The organism is Undibacterium sp. KW1, from assembly GCF_009937955.1.
Taxonomy (GTDB): domain Bacteria; phylum Pseudomonadota; class Gammaproteobacteria; order Burkholderiales; family Burkholderiaceae_D; genus Undibacterium.
Genome location: NZ_AP018439.1, coordinates 1760223 through 1779356, shown reverse-complemented (window position 1 = coordinate 1779356; position 19134 = coordinate 1760223). Strand labels below are relative to the sequence as shown.

Sequence of the window (19134 nt, the reverse complement as noted above, 5' to 3'; positions counted from 1 at the left end):
TCAGAGTTGATTTCGATGTTGCCAGTAGTGCTTAGCGTGCGGGTTGCACCCCTTCGCCAGTGATGGTCAGCGTCGAGATATTCACATCGTTTGTTGCACCAATGGTCTTGACGAGGTTGGTACCCGTGATGACGAAGGCATGCGTTGTACCGTCGTAAGTTGCAGACGTAATCGTTGGTGCAGTGACGTTGGAGACAGTCACTGCATTTGTAGCATCTGCCAATGGTCCTTGCGACGCATCCCAACCTGCGGCCGCTGCCAGATTAAAAGTAGTGGTATCAACCGCCGTCGTACCGTTTTTGTTCAGTACACCATTCACTGCGAGTTTGTCAGCCGCATTCAGGGTCACCGAGAATGCAGTTGCGCTGCTTGTGGTTACATTTGCTGAAGTAAGCGTATACGAACCACCCTGCCCTGTTAGCGACAGCTTGGAAACATCAATCGTATCGCCGTTCGCCATATTGGTTCCAGTAACCGACAGAATGCCGGTACTGGCGTCATAGGTGGCACTAGTGATGGTGGATGGCAAACCGGCAGAAGTAAAGGCCCAGCTAGAACTCGAAGCGATACCGGTAAACGACTTGTTGCTGCTGTCCAGGAAAGAGCCGCTGTCTATCAATACATAGTAACCCGTCTTGCCCAGGAAATTAGCGGCAGGATTAATCGTGACCTTGCTATTGGCGCCACCGGTGCCACTGCTGAATGTAACCTTGCCCGTATCTGTTGCAGCGATGGTTTCCAGTACTGCATTGTCTGACTGCCGGTAAATGACAATATTTTTGCTGGCAACTGCAGTGACTGCTGTGCCAAAATCAATCACCAGGTCGTAATTGATGGGTACATCAACGAAGCCATTTGCCGGTGACACCACTCCACTGAAGTTAAAGCTGCCATTATCGGACGATTCATAGGCGCCAATATCAATTGTGCCACCTCGGTTAAATCCACGTGCATCCGTCGTCGGCGCGCCGCTTGTTGTACCTGCACCTACGGCACTGCTGCCGCCAGCAATTGAAATAGTCTTTACCGGGCCGCCATTGTAGGCCAGTGTACCCATGCTTGGAACTGTGGAAATGGTACCGGTCAGGTTATTGATTGTATTACCGCCACTACCGGATGCGGTGTAGGTGCCAGCCGTGGTTCCAAAAATATTATTTGCACCATTGACAGTCAGATTGCGCCCCAGGACAAGATCAGCGCCATTATTGCCAGCTGCGCCGGTACTTGTATTGTTCGCAATCAGATTGTTCGACAGCGTAATCACACCAGGCGAGCCATCTACATGCAAGCCCCCACCATCCGCAGATACCAGGTCTACATTGTCCGTTGATTTGCCAATGAAATGATTGCCAACAATGGTGTTATTGATGATGCTGCCAGTACTTCCAGAGAAGGACGAAATCTGCAATCCGCCACCTTTGCCCGCCACCACATTGCTTGCGCCACTGGTGTTATTGGAAAAGGTGTTATTGGTGACCGTGAAATTACCCGCCCCAATGATCCCGAGTGCGACACCACCACCGTTGGTTACAGCAGTATTGCCTTCAAAAGTGTTATTCAGCAGTGTGACCGATTTGGCAGCTAGATGAATGCCGCCACCAGCGCCAGTGGTGGTGTTGGACTGGAAACTTGAATTGCTAACGGTAATACTGCTATTGTAATTACCGTAAGAAGAAAGGCCGCCGCCATAGCCGGAAGAACTGGAATTCTTTATGACTACATGATCGATGACCACGGCACCGGTACTCGCCACGATAATGGCACCGCCTCCACGGGAAAGAGCGTACCCGGTTGCTGTGGTATTGCTGGCATTGCTCAGCGTCATACCTGAAATATTCAATGCTGAAGTATTGGCCGCAGCATAATTATCCGCCCGGAAAATTTGCGAGCTATTGTTACCACTGATGGTCAATAAATTGCTGCCAGGGCCGATAATACTAAATGCATCCGCATCACTGGTGCCACCAACCTCAAGCGATCCGCTGGTCAGGGTAATGGTGCCAGCACCACTGGCAAACAAGGCTGGATCAAATACGATAGTATCGGCAGCGCCGTTGCCAGTCGCGTTCACCACAGCATCTCGTAACGAGCCTGTGCCATTATCGTTCAAATTAGTAACAGTAATGGTCGCGAGGTCATAATGATATTGTTGTGCAGCTATTGCAGTAGTCTCTACCACGCCACTATGATATTCCAGCACCCAATCACCATGTACACCCGTGTCATTGGTCGATGCAGCGACATCTGCACCTGTCGCTCTAGCCAACTGATTCACAAAGCTTGTGCCGTTATCGCCTTTGGCAACATCACAGCCATACAGCAAAATATCAGCCCCTGGTGCCATGGCTTTTTGTATGGTCGCCAGGCTGGACTGATAGTCTGTCAGGTTATACGAAGACAGCATGGTATTGCCAAGCACCAGGTAGCCCTCACCACCGTGTGACACGATATGGACAGCAGTGATATCGGCCTTGCCTTGCAAGGCATCGGCCATTTGCTGTACACCGTTTTTTAACGGATCGAGCGTGATGACTTCCGTACCGGGTTTAAGATCGCCAATCAGGCCTTGCCAGTTCTGCAGCGTGGTATCAACAAACACCACTTCACGGGGCGTTGCGGCAGCGACAGGTGCAGGGGCTGCAACGGATGGTAGGTTAATGGATGGTGCAGCTGGGGTTTGCGTAATGGCGGAAACGGCTGGCGCAACAACTGCAGTGGAGACAAACGGCAAACCATCTGCCTGGCTTGGATGTAGAGGGTCAAATGCAAAACTTGACGAAGAACCGGAAGATGAATTGATTTCAGAAGTGGCTGGATTCAGGGGTTTAATCAGTGTCATCTTCAATTTTCAGTAGAATTTGGAACAAATTTGGCGGTGATTACATTGGCACGGCTACCGGTCGTGTCTTTCCAGAACGATAGCTGGCTGTATTGCTGAAACAAATCGGGGGTAGTATGGTGTCGCGGGCCTGAAAGCTGACAGCTGGCCTGACTTTGTGCAGGCCACGCATGCCCAAAGGCGCATCGAATTCTGGCGCGTCATACTGGATATTCTGGAAGTCATGCTCGAATGGTTCGGCACCGATAAAGTCATAAATCAGCGGCAGCACTTTTTGTGGTGCCTGTGCCAGCAAGTCATAATCGATGAGTAGCATGGAACCGGCATGCTCACTGTAAAAGGCACTCTTCAGGGCCGCCCAGGGGTAACCCACCATGCGGTTGCGCTGTGCCAGAGTTTCTACCCGGCTGTAGACTGTTGCCCGTTCATTGTCGTCATTGAACAGGCGTGTGATTTCGTAAGGATCAGCCGCGTATTTGCGTTCTATGCTATCCATGACCCAGGCGACATTGCGCACACAGGCAATCACTTTGGAACCGGGAAACTGGTCCATCAGCATGGGTAAATGGGCTGTCCACATGCGGTTGGTATCGAATACCACACTCTTGTCAGCGTGCTCGGCATAATAAGAATCAAACAAACCACGCACCAGGCGCTTGCGTTCAGCCTTGGTAATGACCGGACCAAACTCAGTCCCTGCGCCAAACTGATGCAACATGCTGGTATATAAAGTACCGACAGGGCTGGTCATCCCGGCATGAAAGCGTGGGTTTTGCAGTAACAAAGCAGCCAATAAGGTAGAGCCAGAACGTGGCAGGCCTGAGATAAAGTGATATGTCGGTGTCGTCATTATTTGAGGCAAATAAAACTACTACTGTGTGAATAAAGTTCTCTCAAAAATTGAGCAAACGATTGCTTTACTAAAATAATATAGAAACATTGATGAAGGAAAATCCAACTACGGTTTTCTATCCTCGCCATCTCTAGCTTTGAGAAACATTCTCTTGATTAAAAGATAGGCAAAATGCAGGACAATACCCCAAAAGGCTTTAAATATTTAATTTCATAAAAAACAGAATGTGAAATATAGTTAAAGCCACTCCATAATTGTTTCGGCAAGACAAATTCGCTACATTTTCCCAACAAACTTACCAGTGCAAGTCGGCACATCTTAGAGTATTTCTTAAAGGGAAGTGACGGCAAGGTTTCACCACATTTTTGGGGGAATGCAGCTACTTACACGGGATCAGGTCGTACCTGAAGCGATGGACTCAAATTCACTGGATGGCAAATACCGAAAATTCATCAAATAAATTACTTATTGTAATCAAGTATCGTAAGAGCCTCGTAAGCCTGCTGATTTCAGCTTTTGCCCAGACTTAAATGTTTATTGGCAAAAAAATACCCGCCTGTTAAGGCGGGTATAGTGAGAATTTGTTCTTGCGTGTTACATTTATTACGACATGCTTTGAATACTGCTCAGACATGCGGCTTGATCGTCTCCAGCCATTTCTTCATGCGGTCGGCATCTGCCAGACGTGAATATTTGCCCTTGGAGTCAAGGAAGACCATGACAATATTGCGGCCTTCAATAATCGCTTGCATAACCAGGCAGCGGCCAGCTTCGGCAATGTAACCTGTTTTTTGCAAACCGATTTCCCATGCAGGATTGATAACCAGTTTGTTGGACGTGCCGTATTCGAGATTTTTGCCACCTGGCGCAACGACGTATTTTGAATCGGTAGAATACTGCCTGATTACAGGGTGCTGATAGGCAGCATTGACCAGTTTCACCAAATCACGTGCGCTGGCGCGGTTCTGGCTGGAAAGACCACTGGAATCCACATAATGCGTATCAGTCATGCCCAGCTGCTTCGCTTTGGTGTTCATCGCAGTGACAAATGCAGGCAAGCCACCTGGATAATTGCGTCCGAGTGCAGAGGCTGCACGATTTTCTGAACTCATCAAGGCAATATGCAACATGTCAGAGCGCGATAATTTGGCACCTATCTTCAAGCGGGAGCTGGTGTTTTTTTCCTTGTCGATATCATCATTCGTCACTTCTATCTGCTCATCCATGTCCTGATGGGCTTCTACTACTACCAGACTGGTCATGAGTTTGGTGATTGAAGCGATAGGCAGGGAAACGTCAGAATTTTTTTCAAACAAGACCTTGGAACTATCCTGATCAACCACATAGGCCACATTTGATTTCAATTCCAGAGGGTCCTGAGTATTTTTCAAGCCGACGGTATCACCCATGCTGGGCTTGTCCGGCACTTCACGTACCAGAGCCACTCGCTCTGTAATGACCTTTCGTTTGCCATGCACCATGACGGTACGCTTGACCAGTTTGCCCGACGCAGTATGAATAATAATTTTCTTATGCGGAGCCGCATGCGTCTTGCCATGGACAGCATGTTTCTTGGAAGAATTCTTGTGAGTGTTGTTGGCAGCCAGCGCACTAGCCACTGGCAAGAGTGCGATTAATGCAAAAACCACTGCACTACGGGCAAATTTCACCATTAATGACTCCAGATTAGATATGCCAAAAAGATAGTGCAGTGTAGCAAAATTCGGAAATTCCGCAAGGAAAATAAGGAGTTAGCTGCGCTTATTCATTCGCAGCCTTAGGGTAAGTTGCAAAAATATTCTGGCTTTTAAACAAAATTCACAATTCACTTTCCAGAAATAATCAATTGTCTTCTTTATTCGATAAACCGTACAAAATCAGCAAGGCTCGCTCTTTCGGTCACCAGATTGTTTTCAATTTTGCTGTGATCGGCATAACCCAGTGACATGCCACATACCAGCATTTCATCTGCCGGTAGCTGCAGCTGCTCTGCAATTACCTTGTGATATTGAGTGAAGGCCGCCTGTGGACAGGTGTCAAGACCGCGACCACGCGCAGCAATCATAATATTTTGCAGGAACATGCCGTAGTCCAGCCATGACCCCTGCTCCATGACCCGGTCTATGGTAAAGATGAAGCCCACCGGCGCATCAAAAAAGGCATAGTTGCGACCATGCTGCGCGTGCATGCCCATCTTGTTTTCACGCCCCAGGCCCAGCAAGGCATATAGATCCCAGCCTACCTTGCGGCGACGCTCCAGGTAGGGAGTAATCCATTTCACCGGATAATAATTGTATTCTTGCTCATGCCCCCCCTGCCCCTCACTATTGTGGGCAGCCAGAATGGCATTCGATACTGCATGCAGGCGGGAGCCGGTCAGTACATAAACTTTCCAGGGCTGGGTATTGCTGCCAGATGGTGCGCGGGCAGCAACCTCAAGTATTGCCTGTATATCTTCACGCGCCACGGCCGTTGGCAAAAATGCACGTATCGAGCGGCGCGACGTGATGGCTTCATCAACCACTTGCTGATTTGCTGACGTAATCATGAGCCGGTTACCTCTATTGTTTGCAAGAGCTGGCGCATGTTGCCAGGGATGGCTGTAGGGCGGCGATTCTCCCTATCTACATAAACGTGCACGAAATGTCCCTGAGCGGCAGCCTGGTCTTCACCATTCTTGAAAATGCCTACTTCATAGCGCACGCTGGAATTACCTAACTTGCTGACGCTGACGCCTGCTTCTATGACATCAGGAAAAGCAACCGAGGCCAGGTAATTGCACTGGGTTTCTATGACCAGGCCTATGACCGGGCTGTTTTCTATGTCCAGGACACCGTTACTGATCAGGAACTCGTTGACGACAGTATCAAACCAGCTGTAATACACGACATTATTAACATGCCCATAAGCATCGTTATCCATCCAGCGTGTAGTAATTGCATGAAAATGCTTAAAGTCTTTTTTTGTTTTTGCAGTGATTGCCATTGCCTCTCCCAGCTATATGCTTGTCACAAAATGAATTACCTGAACGCAAATCTCCATACGAAAGTCTAACATAGGCATGCCACTTCATTTTCTGGTCATAATTACCATACATAATTACCACAGGAAAAGTGTCCTTGCTTGTTTTTCCATTTTCCTGACCGGGTAACTGTATCAAATGATTTTATATACATAATTATTATATTGCGACGCACAAATTTACCTTGACTTCGTTTTGCGACTCAATAGAATATGGATTATTGCATCGCACAATTTCATGGTTTAATAATTAAGTTCGGCGTTGCAACATTCCACTTAGCAATCGCCAGGTTTCTTGTATTCCACTTTCCTACTTAGGAGATGTCCATGTTTACTGCACCCGAACAAATTTCTGCAGCAACTAAAGCCAATTTCGATGCACAACTTGCGCTGTTCACTACATTGACAGGCAAAGCATTTGAAGGCGTAGAAAAATTCATCGAACTGAATTTGAATGCCGCCAAATCCTCTCTGGAAGAAAGCTCTGCTGCAACCAAGCAATTGCTGGCTGCCAAAGACCCGCAAGAATTTTTCAATCTGTCCGCAGCGCAGGCACAGCCTACCGCTGAAAAAGTACTGGCATATAGCCGTCACCTGGCAAATATCGCCACCAGCACACAGGCAGAATTCACACATGCGGCTGAAGCACAAATCGCGGAAACCAACCGCAAAGTGTTGTCCCTGATTGACGAAGTGTCTAAAAATGCCCCTGCAGGATCCGAACAATTTGTATCCCTGTTCAAAACATCGATAGACAATGCGAACGCCAGCTACGATCACATCAGCAAAACAACCAAACAAGCAGTTGAAGCTCTCGAAGCCAACTTGAACAATGCAGTTTCTACTGCAACAAAAGCGGCAACACCAAAAGCCGCGAAGAAGTAAGCATCAGCATTGTTACAGCAGGACTCCCCTCCTACTGTAACAGGCTAACAAGCAGGCAACAAGCAAAAAGCCCTGGAAACATGCCAGGGCTTTTTGCTTATGTACACATGCTTAGCTTACGCAAACATAGCCATGACTTTCATTGCCGTTTGCCAGACTCCCCATCCCAGTGGAACGCAGGCCAGAGCCCATGATAGCCAGACCGGTAGCCATGCCGCGCCTGTCAGGGAACCATTTGATCAGTGTCGAAACGGGTGAAATATAGCCTATCCCCAGACCCGTACCACCAATCACGCCGTAGCCGAGAATAACTACTGGCAAAGAGCACAGTACCACGCCCAATGCTGAAACCAGAAAGCCCGCAAAAAACACAATGCTGACGCCAGCATGGCCTTGCGCGGACCGACGCGTTCTATCCATTTGCCAAAGATTGCCGCTGACAGCCCCAGAAAAATAATGGCCACAGAAAAAATCCAGCCAACGCTGGTCAGGCTTGATCCCAGCACTTTCACTAGCGGCCCGTTGAAGACAGAAAATCCGTATGCCTGACCAAGCGGGAAATGGATCAATACAGCAGCAGCGGCTATCAGCCAGCGACTATAACCCGGTGTGGCGATGGCAGCATCCTTGCTCAATGCAGCCTGCATATTATTGACAAACTCCATGTATGTTCCTTTATTGTTTTATATAAACTATTTACCAAAAACGGAATATATCTTGACCCACATCAAGGTCAAGTCTGGAAACAAGTGTCTGCAAAAAAACCCGGGCAATTACATTGTGATAAGCGACTCCATCGCCTGATGCGTTTTTTGCGGATAGCAAAAGATGCCTGTCATGGCCAGGTGAAAAATGAAAAGTGATAATAAGAGAAAAAACAAACAAAAAAATACCTGCAATTACTTGCAGGTATTTGAAAGGTCCCTGCACAGCGCATGCTGCGCAAGAGACTTACCTTACTTCGTAAAACGTATCATCACTCACCAAGATAAGCGGCCTGGACTTTAGGATCATTCAGCATATCCTTGGCATTGCCACTCATCGTGATGGAACCAGAATCCATCACGTAGCCGCGATGTGCTGCCTGCAAGGCAAGCTTGGCGTTCTGCTCTACCAGCAGGATCGTAATTCCCTGGGCTGACACATTGCGCACCACTTCAAAAATCTTTTCCACCATGATAGGTGACAGCCCCATGGATGGCTCATCCAGCAGCAATAGATTAGGGTGACTCATCAGTGCGCGTGCCATCGCCAGCATTTGTTGTTCACCACCGGACAAGGTACCTGCCAGTTGTGCCGCACGCTCTTTCAGGCGCGGGAAGACGGCAAACCATTTTTCGATATCGGCTTCGATACCCGCTTTATCATTACGGATAAAAGCCCCCATCATCAGGTTTTCCAGAATGGTCATGCGGGTAAACACGCCCCGGCCTTCTGGCACCATGGCCAGGTGGTTTTTCACCATCTCGAAAGAATTGACGTTACGGATGGAGTTACCCAGGTAGACAATCTCGCCTTCAACCTTACAGGCAGGCAAGGTGCCGGTGATGGCTTTCAGTGTCGTGGTTTTACCTGCACCATTGGCACCGATCAAGGTAATCAATTCACCCTTGTTGACTTCCAGGTCTATTCCTTTAACGGCCTTGATGCCGCCGTAAGCAACTTTCAGATTGCTTATCTTTAATACGTTCTCAGCCATTAGTGACCACCTCCCAAATACGCTTCGATAACTGCCGGATTTTTCTGTATGTCTGCTGGCAAACCTTCTGCAATTGGCTTGCCGTAATCCAGAACAGTCATCCTGTCACATAATCCCATCATCAATTTGACGTCATGCTCAATCAGCAAAATCGTCTTGCCCTCTGCCTTGATCTTGACCAGCAACTCGCGCAGAGCAAGTTTTTCTGTCGCATTCATACCGGCAGCAGGTTCATCAAGTGCCAGCAGCTTTGGATCTGTTGCCAGTGCACGGGCAATTTCCAGACGGCGTTGATCACCATAAGACAGGAACTTGGATGTGCGGCTGGCGAACTGCCCTATGCCCACAAAATCCAGCAACTCCTGCGCACGCTGACGAATTTCAGCCTCTTCTTTTTTTGCTGCGCCGTGCCTGAACACAGCACCAAATACACCTTGATGAGTGCGGATATGACGGCCTACCATGACATTTTCCAATGCCGTCATTTCACCAAATAGACGGATATTCTGGAAGGTCCTGGCGATACCTGCCCTGGCCACTTCATGCGGTGCTGATGGCGAATAAGGCTTGCCCTCCAGCTCAAAGGTTCCTGTGTCTGGTTGATACAAGCCAGTGATGACATTAAAAAAAGTGGTTTTGCCAGCACCGTTAGGCCCGATCAGGCCATAAATCTGGCCTTTCTTGATATTGATGCCTACATTTGAAAGCGCCTGCAAGCCGCCAAAACGTTTATTGGCACCTTCGATTTTTAAGATAGTTTGTTCAGTCATCTCGATCTTCCTTATGCTGCCGCTTCGTTAGTCTTAGCCATACGGTCTTCGTGCTTGGGCGCTGGCCACAAACCGGCTGGACGATAAAGCATGACACCAACCAGTGTCGCTCCGTAGATCAACTGACGTAAAACTTCATCTTCCAGCCATACTTCGCCAAACAATTGCATTTGCAAAGGCCTGACGACGTGGCGCAATATTTCTGGCAGGGAGATCAGTGCCACAGCCCCCATGATCACACCCGGGATATGGCCGATACCGCCGACCACAACTGCAGCCAGAACAATGATGGATTCCATCAGCGAGAATGATTCTGGAGAAACAAAGCCCTGGAAGCTGGCAAACATCGCGCCAGACACGCCACCAAAAGAGGCGCCCATGGAAAAAGCCAGCAGCTTGATATTGCGGGTATTGATACCCATGGCCTTGGCAGCAATTTCATCTTCGCGGATGGCAACCCAGGAGCGGCCAAGACGGGAATCCTGCAAACGGAAGGAAACCAGAATGATACAGATACACAGGAACAGGAACAGGAAATAATAGGCATTCACCGAAGGCATGCTCATGCCCAGGAAATGTACCGTCGCATTGCTGCCGGGCTCACCAGCCAATGACACACCAAACACACTGACGGGGTCTATCTTGTTGATACCTTTTGGGCCGTTGGTAAAATTAATCGGTGCATTCATGTTATTCATGAAAATACGGATGATTTCACCAAAGCCAAGAGTCACAATCGCCAGGTAATCACCACGCAATTTCAGGGTAGGTGCGCCCAGTATCGCACCAAACAGGCCTGCTACCGCTGCCGCCATAGGCACAATAAGCCAGACTGACAGATGAATGCCATTCTGAGTGATTTCCTGCCCCAGCACATTGACCAGGAAGGCACCGAAACCAGGATAGCTATCGACGATGGATTCCAGAGCAATGGCAAATTGTGGAGAAGCAAATATACCTGCCAGATAGGCACCAACCGCATAAAACGCGATATAGCCCAGGTCAAGCAAACCGGCAAAACCAACCACAATGTTGAGACCCAGGGCCAGCATGATATATAAGAGCACCAGATCAATAATCCTGACCCAGGAATTACCAAAATTGGCAGCAACAAAAGGAAATGCCACCAGAATAACCGCCAGTACGGCGAAACTGGCAAATGCCTTTTGCGGATTGGCTTTTACATCAAATAATGTAGACATAGATTTTCTCCTTACGCACGATCAGCAACACGTTCACCCATGATGCCGGATGGACGCAAGGTCAATACGATAATCAATACCACGAAGGCAAAGATGTCCTGATAGTGACTTCCCAGAATACCGCCGGTCAGGTCGCCGATATAACCGGCACCGAGACTTTCAATCAGGCCCAGTACGATACCGCCTACCATCGCACCGTAGATATTACCGATACCACCCAGTACCGCTGCAGAGAAAGCTTTCAGACCCGGCACAAAACCCATGGCAAACTGTGCAGACGAATAATTGGCAGCCCACATCACGCCAGCAACAGCCGCCAGTGCAGCGCCTATCGCAAAGGTTGCAACAATGACCTTGTTGGAATCGACACCCATCAAACCGGCAACGCGTGGATTTTCAGCAGTTGCACGCATGGCCCGGCCCATCTTGGTTTTTTCCACCAGCAAAACCAGGGCAACCATGGAGAGAGTCGCCAACACCAGCAACAGTATCTGTGTTTGCGAAATCACTGCACCGCCGATTTGCACAGGTTCCAATGGCATCACGGAAGGGAAAGGAATAGGGCTGCGGCCCCAGATCATCATCGCAAAAGTCTGCACCAGGATGGAGACACCAATCGCCGTAATCAGCGGGGCCAGGCGCGGTGCATTTCGCAAGCGCCGGTAAGCCACGCGTTCGATAAGTACATTGACAGCAATACTGACAGGGATAGCGCCGAGAATGGCGATAATCAGTTTGACTATGCCTGGCAGCTCAGGAGCTACCACGGATAAAAACTTGATGATACTCAGACCAGCCATCGCACCGACCATCAGTACGTCGCCATGCGCGAAGTTAATCAGATTGAGCACACCATAGACCATGGTGTAACCGAGTGCGACCAGGGCATACATGCTGCCCAGCACAAGACCGTTAATAATTTGTTGGATAAAGGTATCCATATTTTGCTTCTCACTTTAAAAACGAAACGAATTTCTGAAAAAACCAGGAGATGAACTGCTTGCCATCTTGCCACCCGAAAGAATCGGGTAACAACATGCAGGTTTCAGCAAAAATCATTCCTGATAAGGAAAGCGGCACCCAGACTGGGTGCCGCCGGAATTCGAACGCGCGTTAGCCAAACAGGCGCGTCATCAAAGTAGAAGCAATAATGGCGTAATCGATGCACATAGTAGAACTCTCCTCAGCAACTTTTGGTAAAAGTTTTTGTAATATATTTTGACTTAAAGGTTATCCCAGTAAAGTCGGCGGGATTATACATAGTTTGCCTGCTCTTCCAGTGGTAAAAAAACCACCGCAAGCTACGTACTTTCCACAAGTGCCGAATACCAGCATACACGTTTTGCCAAGTCCGGCAAATACCGAACTTGATTGTGCCGCAATCTTAAACACGTATTTGCAAAATAAAATATCGAAAACAACAGCCAAAACAAATTTTTTATCAAATTCACTTACTTAAGAGAGTTACAAGCATCAAACTTTTGCTGCAGCCAGGCCTTTGGGCATGGGGAAAGTCACAGCCTCTTCAACACCATCCAGCGCACGTACACTGCGTGCACCCAGTTGGCGCAAACTGGCAATCACCTCTTGCACCAGCACTTCCGGTGCAGATGCACCGGCAGTCACGCCTATGCGCAAGCTGTTTTCCAGCCATTCAGGTTTGATCTGGCTGGCATTATCGACCATATAGGCGGTCACACCTTTCTTTTCGGCGACTTCGCGCAAACGGTTGGAATTGGAACTGTTCGGGCTTCCAACCACCAGTACCAGATCAACTTGCGGCGCCATGAATTTCACCGCCTCTTGCCGGTTGGTCGTGGCATAGCAGATGTCGCCCTTTTTTGGCTCACTGATCAAAGGAAAGCGCTTTTTCAAAGCATCTATAATTTCTGCGGTGTCATCAACAGACAATGTGGTTTGCGACACAAAAGCCAGCATATCTGCATTTTTTACTTTCAGACTGGCGACATCAGCCACAGTTTCCACCAGATACATGCCCTCATTAGCCTGCCCCATCGTGCCCTCTACTTCAGGGTGACCATGGTGGCCTATCATGATGATTTCGCGGCCTTCCTTGCGCATCTTGGCCACTTCTATATGCACCTTGGTCACCAGTGGACAGGTAGCATCAAAAATCGTCAGGCCACGGGCCTCGGCATCCTGGCGCACGCTTTGCGACACGCCGTGGGCAGAAAATATCAGGGTATTACCCGGCGGGACATCTTCCAACTCTTCAATAAAAATCGCACCCTTGTTTTTCAAGTCATTCACGACATAGGCGTTGTGCACGATTTCATGTCTGACATAAATCGGTGCACCGAATTGTTGCAAGGCACGCTCGACGATTTCGATGGCGCGATCTACTCCAGCGCAAAATCCACGCGGCTGGGCTAATAAGATTTCTTTGTCCATAAGCTTTGATTAAAGAATCCCGATAATTTTTGTTTCAAACAGCACGGTCTGCCCGGCCAGAGGATGATTAAAGTCAAACAATGCACCTTCATCGTCAATCGCTCGCAAGATGCCGGCAAACTTGCCACCCGCAGGCGCGGCAAATTCAACCAGGTCGCCAATCACATATTGCTCGCCAAAAGCAGAGTTTTCTTTTAGTGTAGCCATCGATACTCTTTGTATCAAATCCGGGTTGCGCGGCCCAAAGGCTTTTTCAGGTGCCAGTTCCTGGGTGGTATGAGAACCTTCCTCGAGCCCCAGCAAGGATGCTTCCAGCTCTGGTGCCAGTTGCCCTGTGCCCAGTTGCAATGTGGCTGGGCGCTCTTTGAAGGTGCTGAGTATATCTTCACCAGCCAGCGTCGCAAGGCGATAATGGAGGGTCAGGTAGGCGTTGGGTGTCACAGTGGGGATAACATTCGAAGACATGATATGAAACTGGGCTTATGAGGCTGAGAATCCGATATTGTAAGCCAGCTTTAGCTTATGAAGAGACAAGGACCAAATTCTATGGGGAAAAGCTAGATGGCAATCAAAGAATGGCCAGAAGATCAACGCCCGCGTGAGCGCCTGATCAAGCATGGAGCAAGCGCACTATCAGACGCCGAATTACTGGCTGTTTTTCTCCGGGTCGGCGTCAAAGGAAAAAGCGCAGTCGATCTGGGGCGCGATATGATCAAGCACTTTGGCTCTCTTTCAGGCCTTTTTGCAGCAAATATGAAGGATTTTTCCTCCATACACGGGCTGGGAGCAGCCAAGTATGCACAGTTACATGCCGTACTGGAACTGGCCAAACGGGCGATTTCTGAAGAACTGCAGGAAAACGCCTCGCTATCATCGCCGCAGGCTGTGAAAAACTATCTGCAACTGATGATAGGAAATAAACCACATGAGTCTTTTGCCATCCTGTTCCTGGATATTAAAAACCGCCTGATCAAGGCTGAAGAACTGTTCCGTGGCACTCTCAATCATGCGAGCGTCTATCCGCGTGAGGTGGTGAAGTCGGCCCTGCAGCAAAATGCCGCGGCCATCATACTGGCACACAACCACCCTTCAGGCTCCTGCGAACCAAGTCAGGCAGACATCAGCCTCACTCAAACCCTGAAGCAGGCACTGGCACTGATCGATGTTCGTGTGCTGGATCATTTTATTGTTGCCAATCCCAATGTGTATTCATTTGCAGAGCATGGCCTGATGTGAGCATCAACCCCGCCCGGCCAGCCATTTTGCAACATTGGACCAGCCATTGTTGCAGATAAGACTTTGTTATCACTCGCAGTTTACACCCGCGTTTACCTGCGAAAAAACCAGGAAAATTCAATTGTTAAATTAATTTTTTAAAAAAGACACACTTGTTTTTCGCAAGTCGTTGATATTTCATGGAATTTTGTTTATACTTGCGTTTTTCCAATTTCGGAATCGTCTAAGGAGTAAAACATGGCACGTGTCTGCCAAGTGACTGGGAAGGGGCCAATGGTTGGCAACAATGTATCCCACGCTAACAACAAAACAAAACGCCGCTTTTTGCCTAATCTGCAAAATCGTCGCTTTTTCGTAGAATCAGAAAACCGTTGGGTTTCTCTGCGTTTGTCCAATGCTGGCCTGCGCGTCATTGACAAAATCGGCATCGATGCCGTTTTGGCTGACCTGCGTGCTCGCGGCGAAAAAGTTTAAGCTAAACTATAGTTAGGAAAATATCATGGCTAAATCTGGTCGCGACAAAATCAAGCTGGAATCGACTGCTGGTACAGGTCACTTCTACACAACCTCCAAAAACAAGCGCACTATGCCTGAAAAAATGGAGATCATGAAGTTTGATCCTAAAGCACGCAAGCACGTCATCTACAAAGAAACCAAAATCAAGTAATTCTGGTAAGTTTTGTAGACATAAAAAACCCTGCATTGCAGGGTTTTTTATGTCTGAATCCAATGGCTTGATGATGAATATGCATAAGTGAGCAGCAATCAAGACCTCAAGCAAGAAGCTCAAGTTCCTCCGGACGTAACTTTCATCGCGACTACAGGTGACATGTCCAGAGAACTAACACTCATGCTTTCCCAATTTATCCGTCAAATGAACCAGAAATTTTCTGGTTTCCACTTCCAATAACTGAAAATGCCGCTGGGCCACCTCCAACTCCCCCTGCTTGGCACTCAATTCAATTCTTTTCGCATATTCGACGATGGGCGTAGCTCCAAAGTATCCCATAACCCCTTTAAGAGTATGGGCGGCGCGCTGCAGGTCTGATAAATGGCTGGCATGCAATGCAGATGCAATTTCTGCAAGCTGGGCTGGTATGTTCGTGAGAGCCAGCTTGCCCACAATATCGAGCACTTCAGCATCCGTTTTTTCCAGGGCTTTTGCATAATCAAATTCAGGTAACACCTGCAGAACATCTCCCGAATGATCATCCAGTAACTGACTTATCCGATGTCCACTCAATACCGCTTCAATACAATCCATCAGTTTTTTTGACTGTATCGGCTTGGATAGATAATCGTCCATACCAGCAGCAAGACAACGCTCCCTGTCCCCATCCATGACGTTGGCGGTCATTGCAATGACAGGCAGATGCCCGCCGCGCAGCTCTTCCCTGGCACGGATTGCCAGGCAAGCCTCTATGCCATCCATCACGGGCATTTGCACATCCATGAGCACGACATCAAATTTTTCTGTTTCAACCAAACTCAGGGCATCCTGGCCATTGTCACAGACTTTGACACTGTGCCCGGACTTCTCAAGTAGCCGTACAGCCAGTTGCTGATTAATCAAATTATCTTCTGCCAGCAAGATAGACAATCTTTTTACCGATGAAGGCGCTGGATTTTCAGCCTGTTCTGAGTCGGCAACATTATCGCTGTCCATATCCAATGCCGATACCAGTGTTGATCTTAAATCCGGCAACCTGACAGGTTTGCTCATATAAAATTCTATGCCCGCCATGCGGCAACGGTCCGCATCCCCCCGTATGCCAGCAGAAATCATCATGATGACTTTGGCGGCAAGCGGCGGCATGGTTTCTGCCATCTTCTTATGCAAGGCAAATCCATCCATACCGGGCATGTGGGCATCGATTAAGATGAGGTCATAGGCATTGCCGCTACGCTGCGCGCGCAGCATCTCACCCAAGGCTTCCTGAGCAGTTTCGGCACATACGGCCTGTATACCCATTTCCAGAAAAGAGTCCGCCAGAAATTGCCGGTTGGCAGTGCTGTCATCCACCACCAAAATCTTGCGCTCAGGCAGACGTAGCAGCGATGGCAGCCGGCTTTCGCCCCCTTTGATCAGACGGATGACAAAATGAAAGGTACTTCCATGCCCCAACTCACTCTCAACCCAGATGCGACCGTGCATCATCTCTACAAGGCGCGAGGAAATCGATAATCCCAGGCCGGTACCGCCATATTTTCTGGTAATGGAATTATCCGCCTGTGAAAATGAATCAAAAATGCTGGCAATTTTGGATTGCTCTATCCCTATGCCCGTATCGGTCACTTTAAAATGCAAGAGCACCTCGCCACCAGGTACTACTTCTTGCCGGACCTGGATAACTACCTCTCCGCTATCAGTAAACTTGATTGCATTGCCGACCACGTTAAATAAAATTTGCCGTATGCGGACAGGATCACCGATGAGCGTATGACGGCTGTCAATATCAGTATCAGCAACCAGCTCCAGCCCTTTTTGTTCAGCCGGAATGACCAGGGTTTTCACCGCATCGTCAAGCATGGTGGCCAGATCAAATACCACATGGTCCAATACGAGCTTACCTGCTTCTATCTTGGACGAGTCGAGTATGTCATCAATAATGGTCAGCAGCGAATCAGCGGACGACTTGATCAAATTAAGATACTGACGCTGTTCACGATTCAAGTTACTATCAAGCGCAAGCTCCGTCATCCCCAGAATTCCATTCATGGGCGTACGTATCTCATGCGACATGGATGCAAGAAACAAACTCTTGGCAGTATTGGCAGCTTCTGCCATCTCTTTTGCCTTCAACAATTCTTCTTCATGCAGCCTGCGCTCTGTGGTGTCCAGAACTATCCCGACCAGATACCTAGCTTGATCTGCCGAGCCCCGCTTGATTTCACCCACTGTCTGTATCCAGCATTCGCGACCATCTAGGAGCCGCACGATCTTATATTCATAGCTGAACCGGGTTTGCTGCTCTATGGCTGCGCTCATGGCCTTGCCAACCGCTTCACGAAACTCGGGGACAATCATTTCCAGCCAGTTGGCATAGGTTTTCTCAAACTCCGCAGGCAAACCAAAAATAGCATTCATGGTGTCTGAACACTCGAATATCTTGCGAGCGATATCCAGTGAAAAACTCCCTATCTGTCCCACTTCTTGGGACTGGCGCAAGATAGCCTCACGCTCAACCAATTGCTCTTGTATGCCATCCCTGGCGTTCAGCGTTTTAAACAAGAGGCTAAACAGGAAAGAGGCGCACAAACTGATGACAAGTGCGGTACCCAAAACCATGTTCCTGTGCGTCGCATAAGGCATCAATACGCTCTCGACCGATTCACCAACCAGGAAAGTTAATTGATACCCAGGTATCCGAAAGTAACCGTAAATCCTTTCTACACCATCTACTTTAGCAACCCGCCTATAATTCCCGGCAAGACTAGGTGTGGAAGACAATCCAAGAAAGCTGTTGTCGATAACTTTTCCCAGGACGGATTCCATGGATGGATATCGTGCCATTACCTCACCACTATCACGCAACACTGTTACCGCACCGCCTTCAGACATATTGAGTTTTTTTGCCAATGCAGTAAATTGGTCCGGGCTGACGGATACCACCAAAACGCCGTCAAACTTACCTTGCCTCAATATGGGACGCGTGAACTGTAGTGACCATTTGCCCGATACTTTCCCTTTTAAAGGTTTGCTGATAAACAGGGCGTCGGTCTCGGGACTATCGCGGTGTACACGAAAATGTTCGCGCTGGCTGAGATCCACCTTTTCGTTCGGTTTTGACAAATTTGAAAATTGCATCATGCCGTCTTTGTCTATCACTGCTACCTGGAAAGAGATATCTTGCAAGATTTCCTGACGACGACGCACGACGTCAGCGAATTCAGCCCAGTTACCATTCCAGTCGCCGCGTATGTCCAGTAACACTTCATTGATGCGTCGGACGACGGACTGTGAGTACTCAGCAAATACCTGTGACTGTACGTAAGTACGGACGTTTGCCTCTTGCAAGTATTGCGTGCGGCTGCGAAACAGCTCATAGGCAACAAAGCTCCAGGTCAGCAGCAGTGTCAGGGCGAACATCAGTATCAACTGACGGCGAAAGCGTTTTCTGGCTGTTTTCATTTGCTTTATCCACTGAGGTGCGCAGGCTGGATTGACACCATAAGCATCTGCCCGCTCACAGAAATTTTGAATCTAAAAAAATGTC

The 19134-nt window shown here is 48.6% G+C and carries 16 protein-coding genes and 1 pseudogene; 4 read left to right on the top strand and 13 right to left on the bottom strand.

Translation table 11 applies throughout. The features are described from left to right. Window positions 1–31: 31 nt before the first annotated feature. The 5 genes from UNDKW_RS07830 to UNDKW_RS07810 all read right to left on the bottom strand — a co-directional run bounded on the left by UNDKW_RS07830 (window position 32) and on the right by UNDKW_RS07810 (window position 6677). Window positions 32–2839 (bottom strand): DUF4347 domain-containing protein, encoded by a 2808-nt coding sequence (locus UNDKW_RS07830; RefSeq protein ID WP_162058237.1) that lies wholly within the window; start codon window positions 2837–2839, stop codon window positions 32–34. Between the two features lie 40 nt (window positions 2840–2879). Then, window positions 2880–3689 (bottom strand): sulfotransferase, encoded by an 810-nt coding sequence (locus UNDKW_RS07825; RefSeq protein WP_232063299.1) that lies wholly within the window; start codon window positions 3687–3689, stop codon window positions 2880–2882. Between the two features lie 629 nt (window positions 3690–4318). Continuing rightward, window positions 4319–5365: a D-alanyl-D-alanine endopeptidase gene (gene pbpG / locus UNDKW_RS07820; protein ID WP_162058236.1), complete on the bottom strand. Its 1047-nt coding sequence runs from the start codon at window positions 5363–5365 to the stop codon at window positions 4319–4321. 182 nt (window positions 5366–5547) lie between these two features. Beyond that, on the bottom strand, window positions 5548–6240 hold the full coding sequence (locus UNDKW_RS07815) for a nitroreductase (RefSeq protein ID WP_162058235.1): 693 nt from the start codon (window positions 6238–6240) through the stop codon (window positions 5548–5550). After that, window positions 6237–6677 (bottom strand): thioesterase family protein, encoded by a 441-nt coding sequence (locus tag UNDKW_RS07810; RefSeq protein ID WP_162058234.1) that lies wholly within the window; start codon window positions 6675–6677, stop codon window positions 6237–6239. The genes UNDKW_RS07815 and UNDKW_RS07810 overlap by 4 nt, the downstream gene beginning before the upstream one ends. A 363-nt stretch (window positions 6678–7040) precedes the next feature. Between UNDKW_RS07810 and UNDKW_RS07805 the strand changes: the two genes are divergently transcribed. Beyond that, window positions 7041–7598 carry a phasin family protein gene (locus UNDKW_RS07805; protein WP_162058233.1) on the top strand — a complete coding sequence of 186 codons (558 nt, stop codon included), beginning with the start codon at window positions 7041–7043 and terminating at the stop codon, window positions 7596–7598. 180 nt (window positions 7599–7778) lie between these two features. Here the strand turns inward: UNDKW_RS07805 and UNDKW_RS07795 are convergent. The 7 genes and pseudogenes from UNDKW_RS07795 to UNDKW_RS07765 form a co-directional block, all read right to left on the bottom strand. Further along, a pseudogene (locus tag UNDKW_RS07795) lies at window positions 7779–8263 on the bottom strand (MFS transporter); the annotation flags it as partial. 311 nt (window positions 8264–8574) lie between these two features. Next, window positions 8575–9297, bottom strand: a complete 723-nt coding sequence (locus tag UNDKW_RS07790) for an ABC transporter ATP-binding protein (RefSeq protein WP_162058230.1) — start codon at window positions 9295–9297, stop codon at window positions 8575–8577. Further along, window positions 9297–10067 carry an ABC transporter ATP-binding protein gene (locus tag UNDKW_RS07785; RefSeq protein ID WP_162040519.1) on the bottom strand — a complete coding sequence of 257 codons (771 nt, stop codon included), beginning with the start codon at window positions 10065–10067 and terminating at the stop codon, window positions 9297–9299. Before UNDKW_RS07785 ends, UNDKW_RS07790 begins: the two co-directional genes overlap by 1 nt. An 11-nt stretch (window positions 10068–10078) precedes the next feature. Next, complete coding sequence (locus UNDKW_RS07780; protein WP_162058229.1) at window positions 10079–11269, bottom strand: ABC transporter ATP-binding protein; 1191 nt, start codon at window positions 11267–11269, stop codon at window positions 10079–10081. A gap of 11 nt (window positions 11270–11280) precedes the next feature. Continuing rightward, on the bottom strand, window positions 11281–12210 hold the full coding sequence (locus UNDKW_RS07775) for a branched-chain amino acid ABC transporter permease (protein WP_162040517.1): 930 nt from the start codon (window positions 12208–12210) through the stop codon (window positions 11281–11283). 532 nt (window positions 12211–12742) lie between these two features. Beyond that, window positions 12743–13681 carry a 4-hydroxy-3-methylbut-2-enyl diphosphate reductase gene (gene ispH, locus UNDKW_RS07770; protein WP_162058228.1) on the bottom strand — a complete coding sequence of 313 codons (939 nt, stop codon included), beginning with the start codon at window positions 13679–13681 and terminating at the stop codon, window positions 12743–12745. Between the two features lie 9 nt (window positions 13682–13690). Continuing rightward, window positions 13691–14146, bottom strand: coding sequence for a peptidylprolyl isomerase (locus UNDKW_RS07765; RefSeq protein WP_162040515.1), 456 nt, complete (start codon window positions 14144–14146; stop codon window positions 13691–13693). A gap of 96 nt (window positions 14147–14242) precedes the next feature. Between UNDKW_RS07765 and radC the strand changes: the two genes are divergently transcribed. From radC to rpmG, 3 genes are all read left to right on the top strand, one after another. Beyond that, complete coding sequence (gene radC / locus UNDKW_RS07760; RefSeq protein ID WP_162058227.1) at window positions 14243–14917, top strand: DNA repair protein RadC; 675 nt, start codon at window positions 14243–14245, stop codon at window positions 14915–14917. Between the two features lie 237 nt (window positions 14918–15154). Then, window positions 15155–15391, top strand: a complete 237-nt coding sequence (gene rpmB, locus UNDKW_RS07755; protein ID WP_162040513.1) for a 50S ribosomal protein L28 — start codon at window positions 15155–15157, stop codon at window positions 15389–15391. A gap of 25 nt (window positions 15392–15416) precedes the next feature. Beyond that, complete coding sequence (rpmG, locus tag UNDKW_RS07750) at window positions 15417–15584, top strand: 50S ribosomal protein L33 (RefSeq protein WP_110257750.1); 168 nt, start codon at window positions 15417–15419, stop codon at window positions 15582–15584. Window positions 15585–15758: 174 nt separating this feature from the next. Here rpmG and UNDKW_RS07745 read toward each other — a convergent pair whose 3' ends face one another. Continuing rightward, entirely contained in the window at window positions 15759–19049 is a 3291-nt protein-coding gene (locus tag UNDKW_RS07745; RefSeq protein ID WP_162058226.1) for a response regulator, read from the bottom strand. Window positions 19050–19134 lie beyond the last annotated feature (85 nt).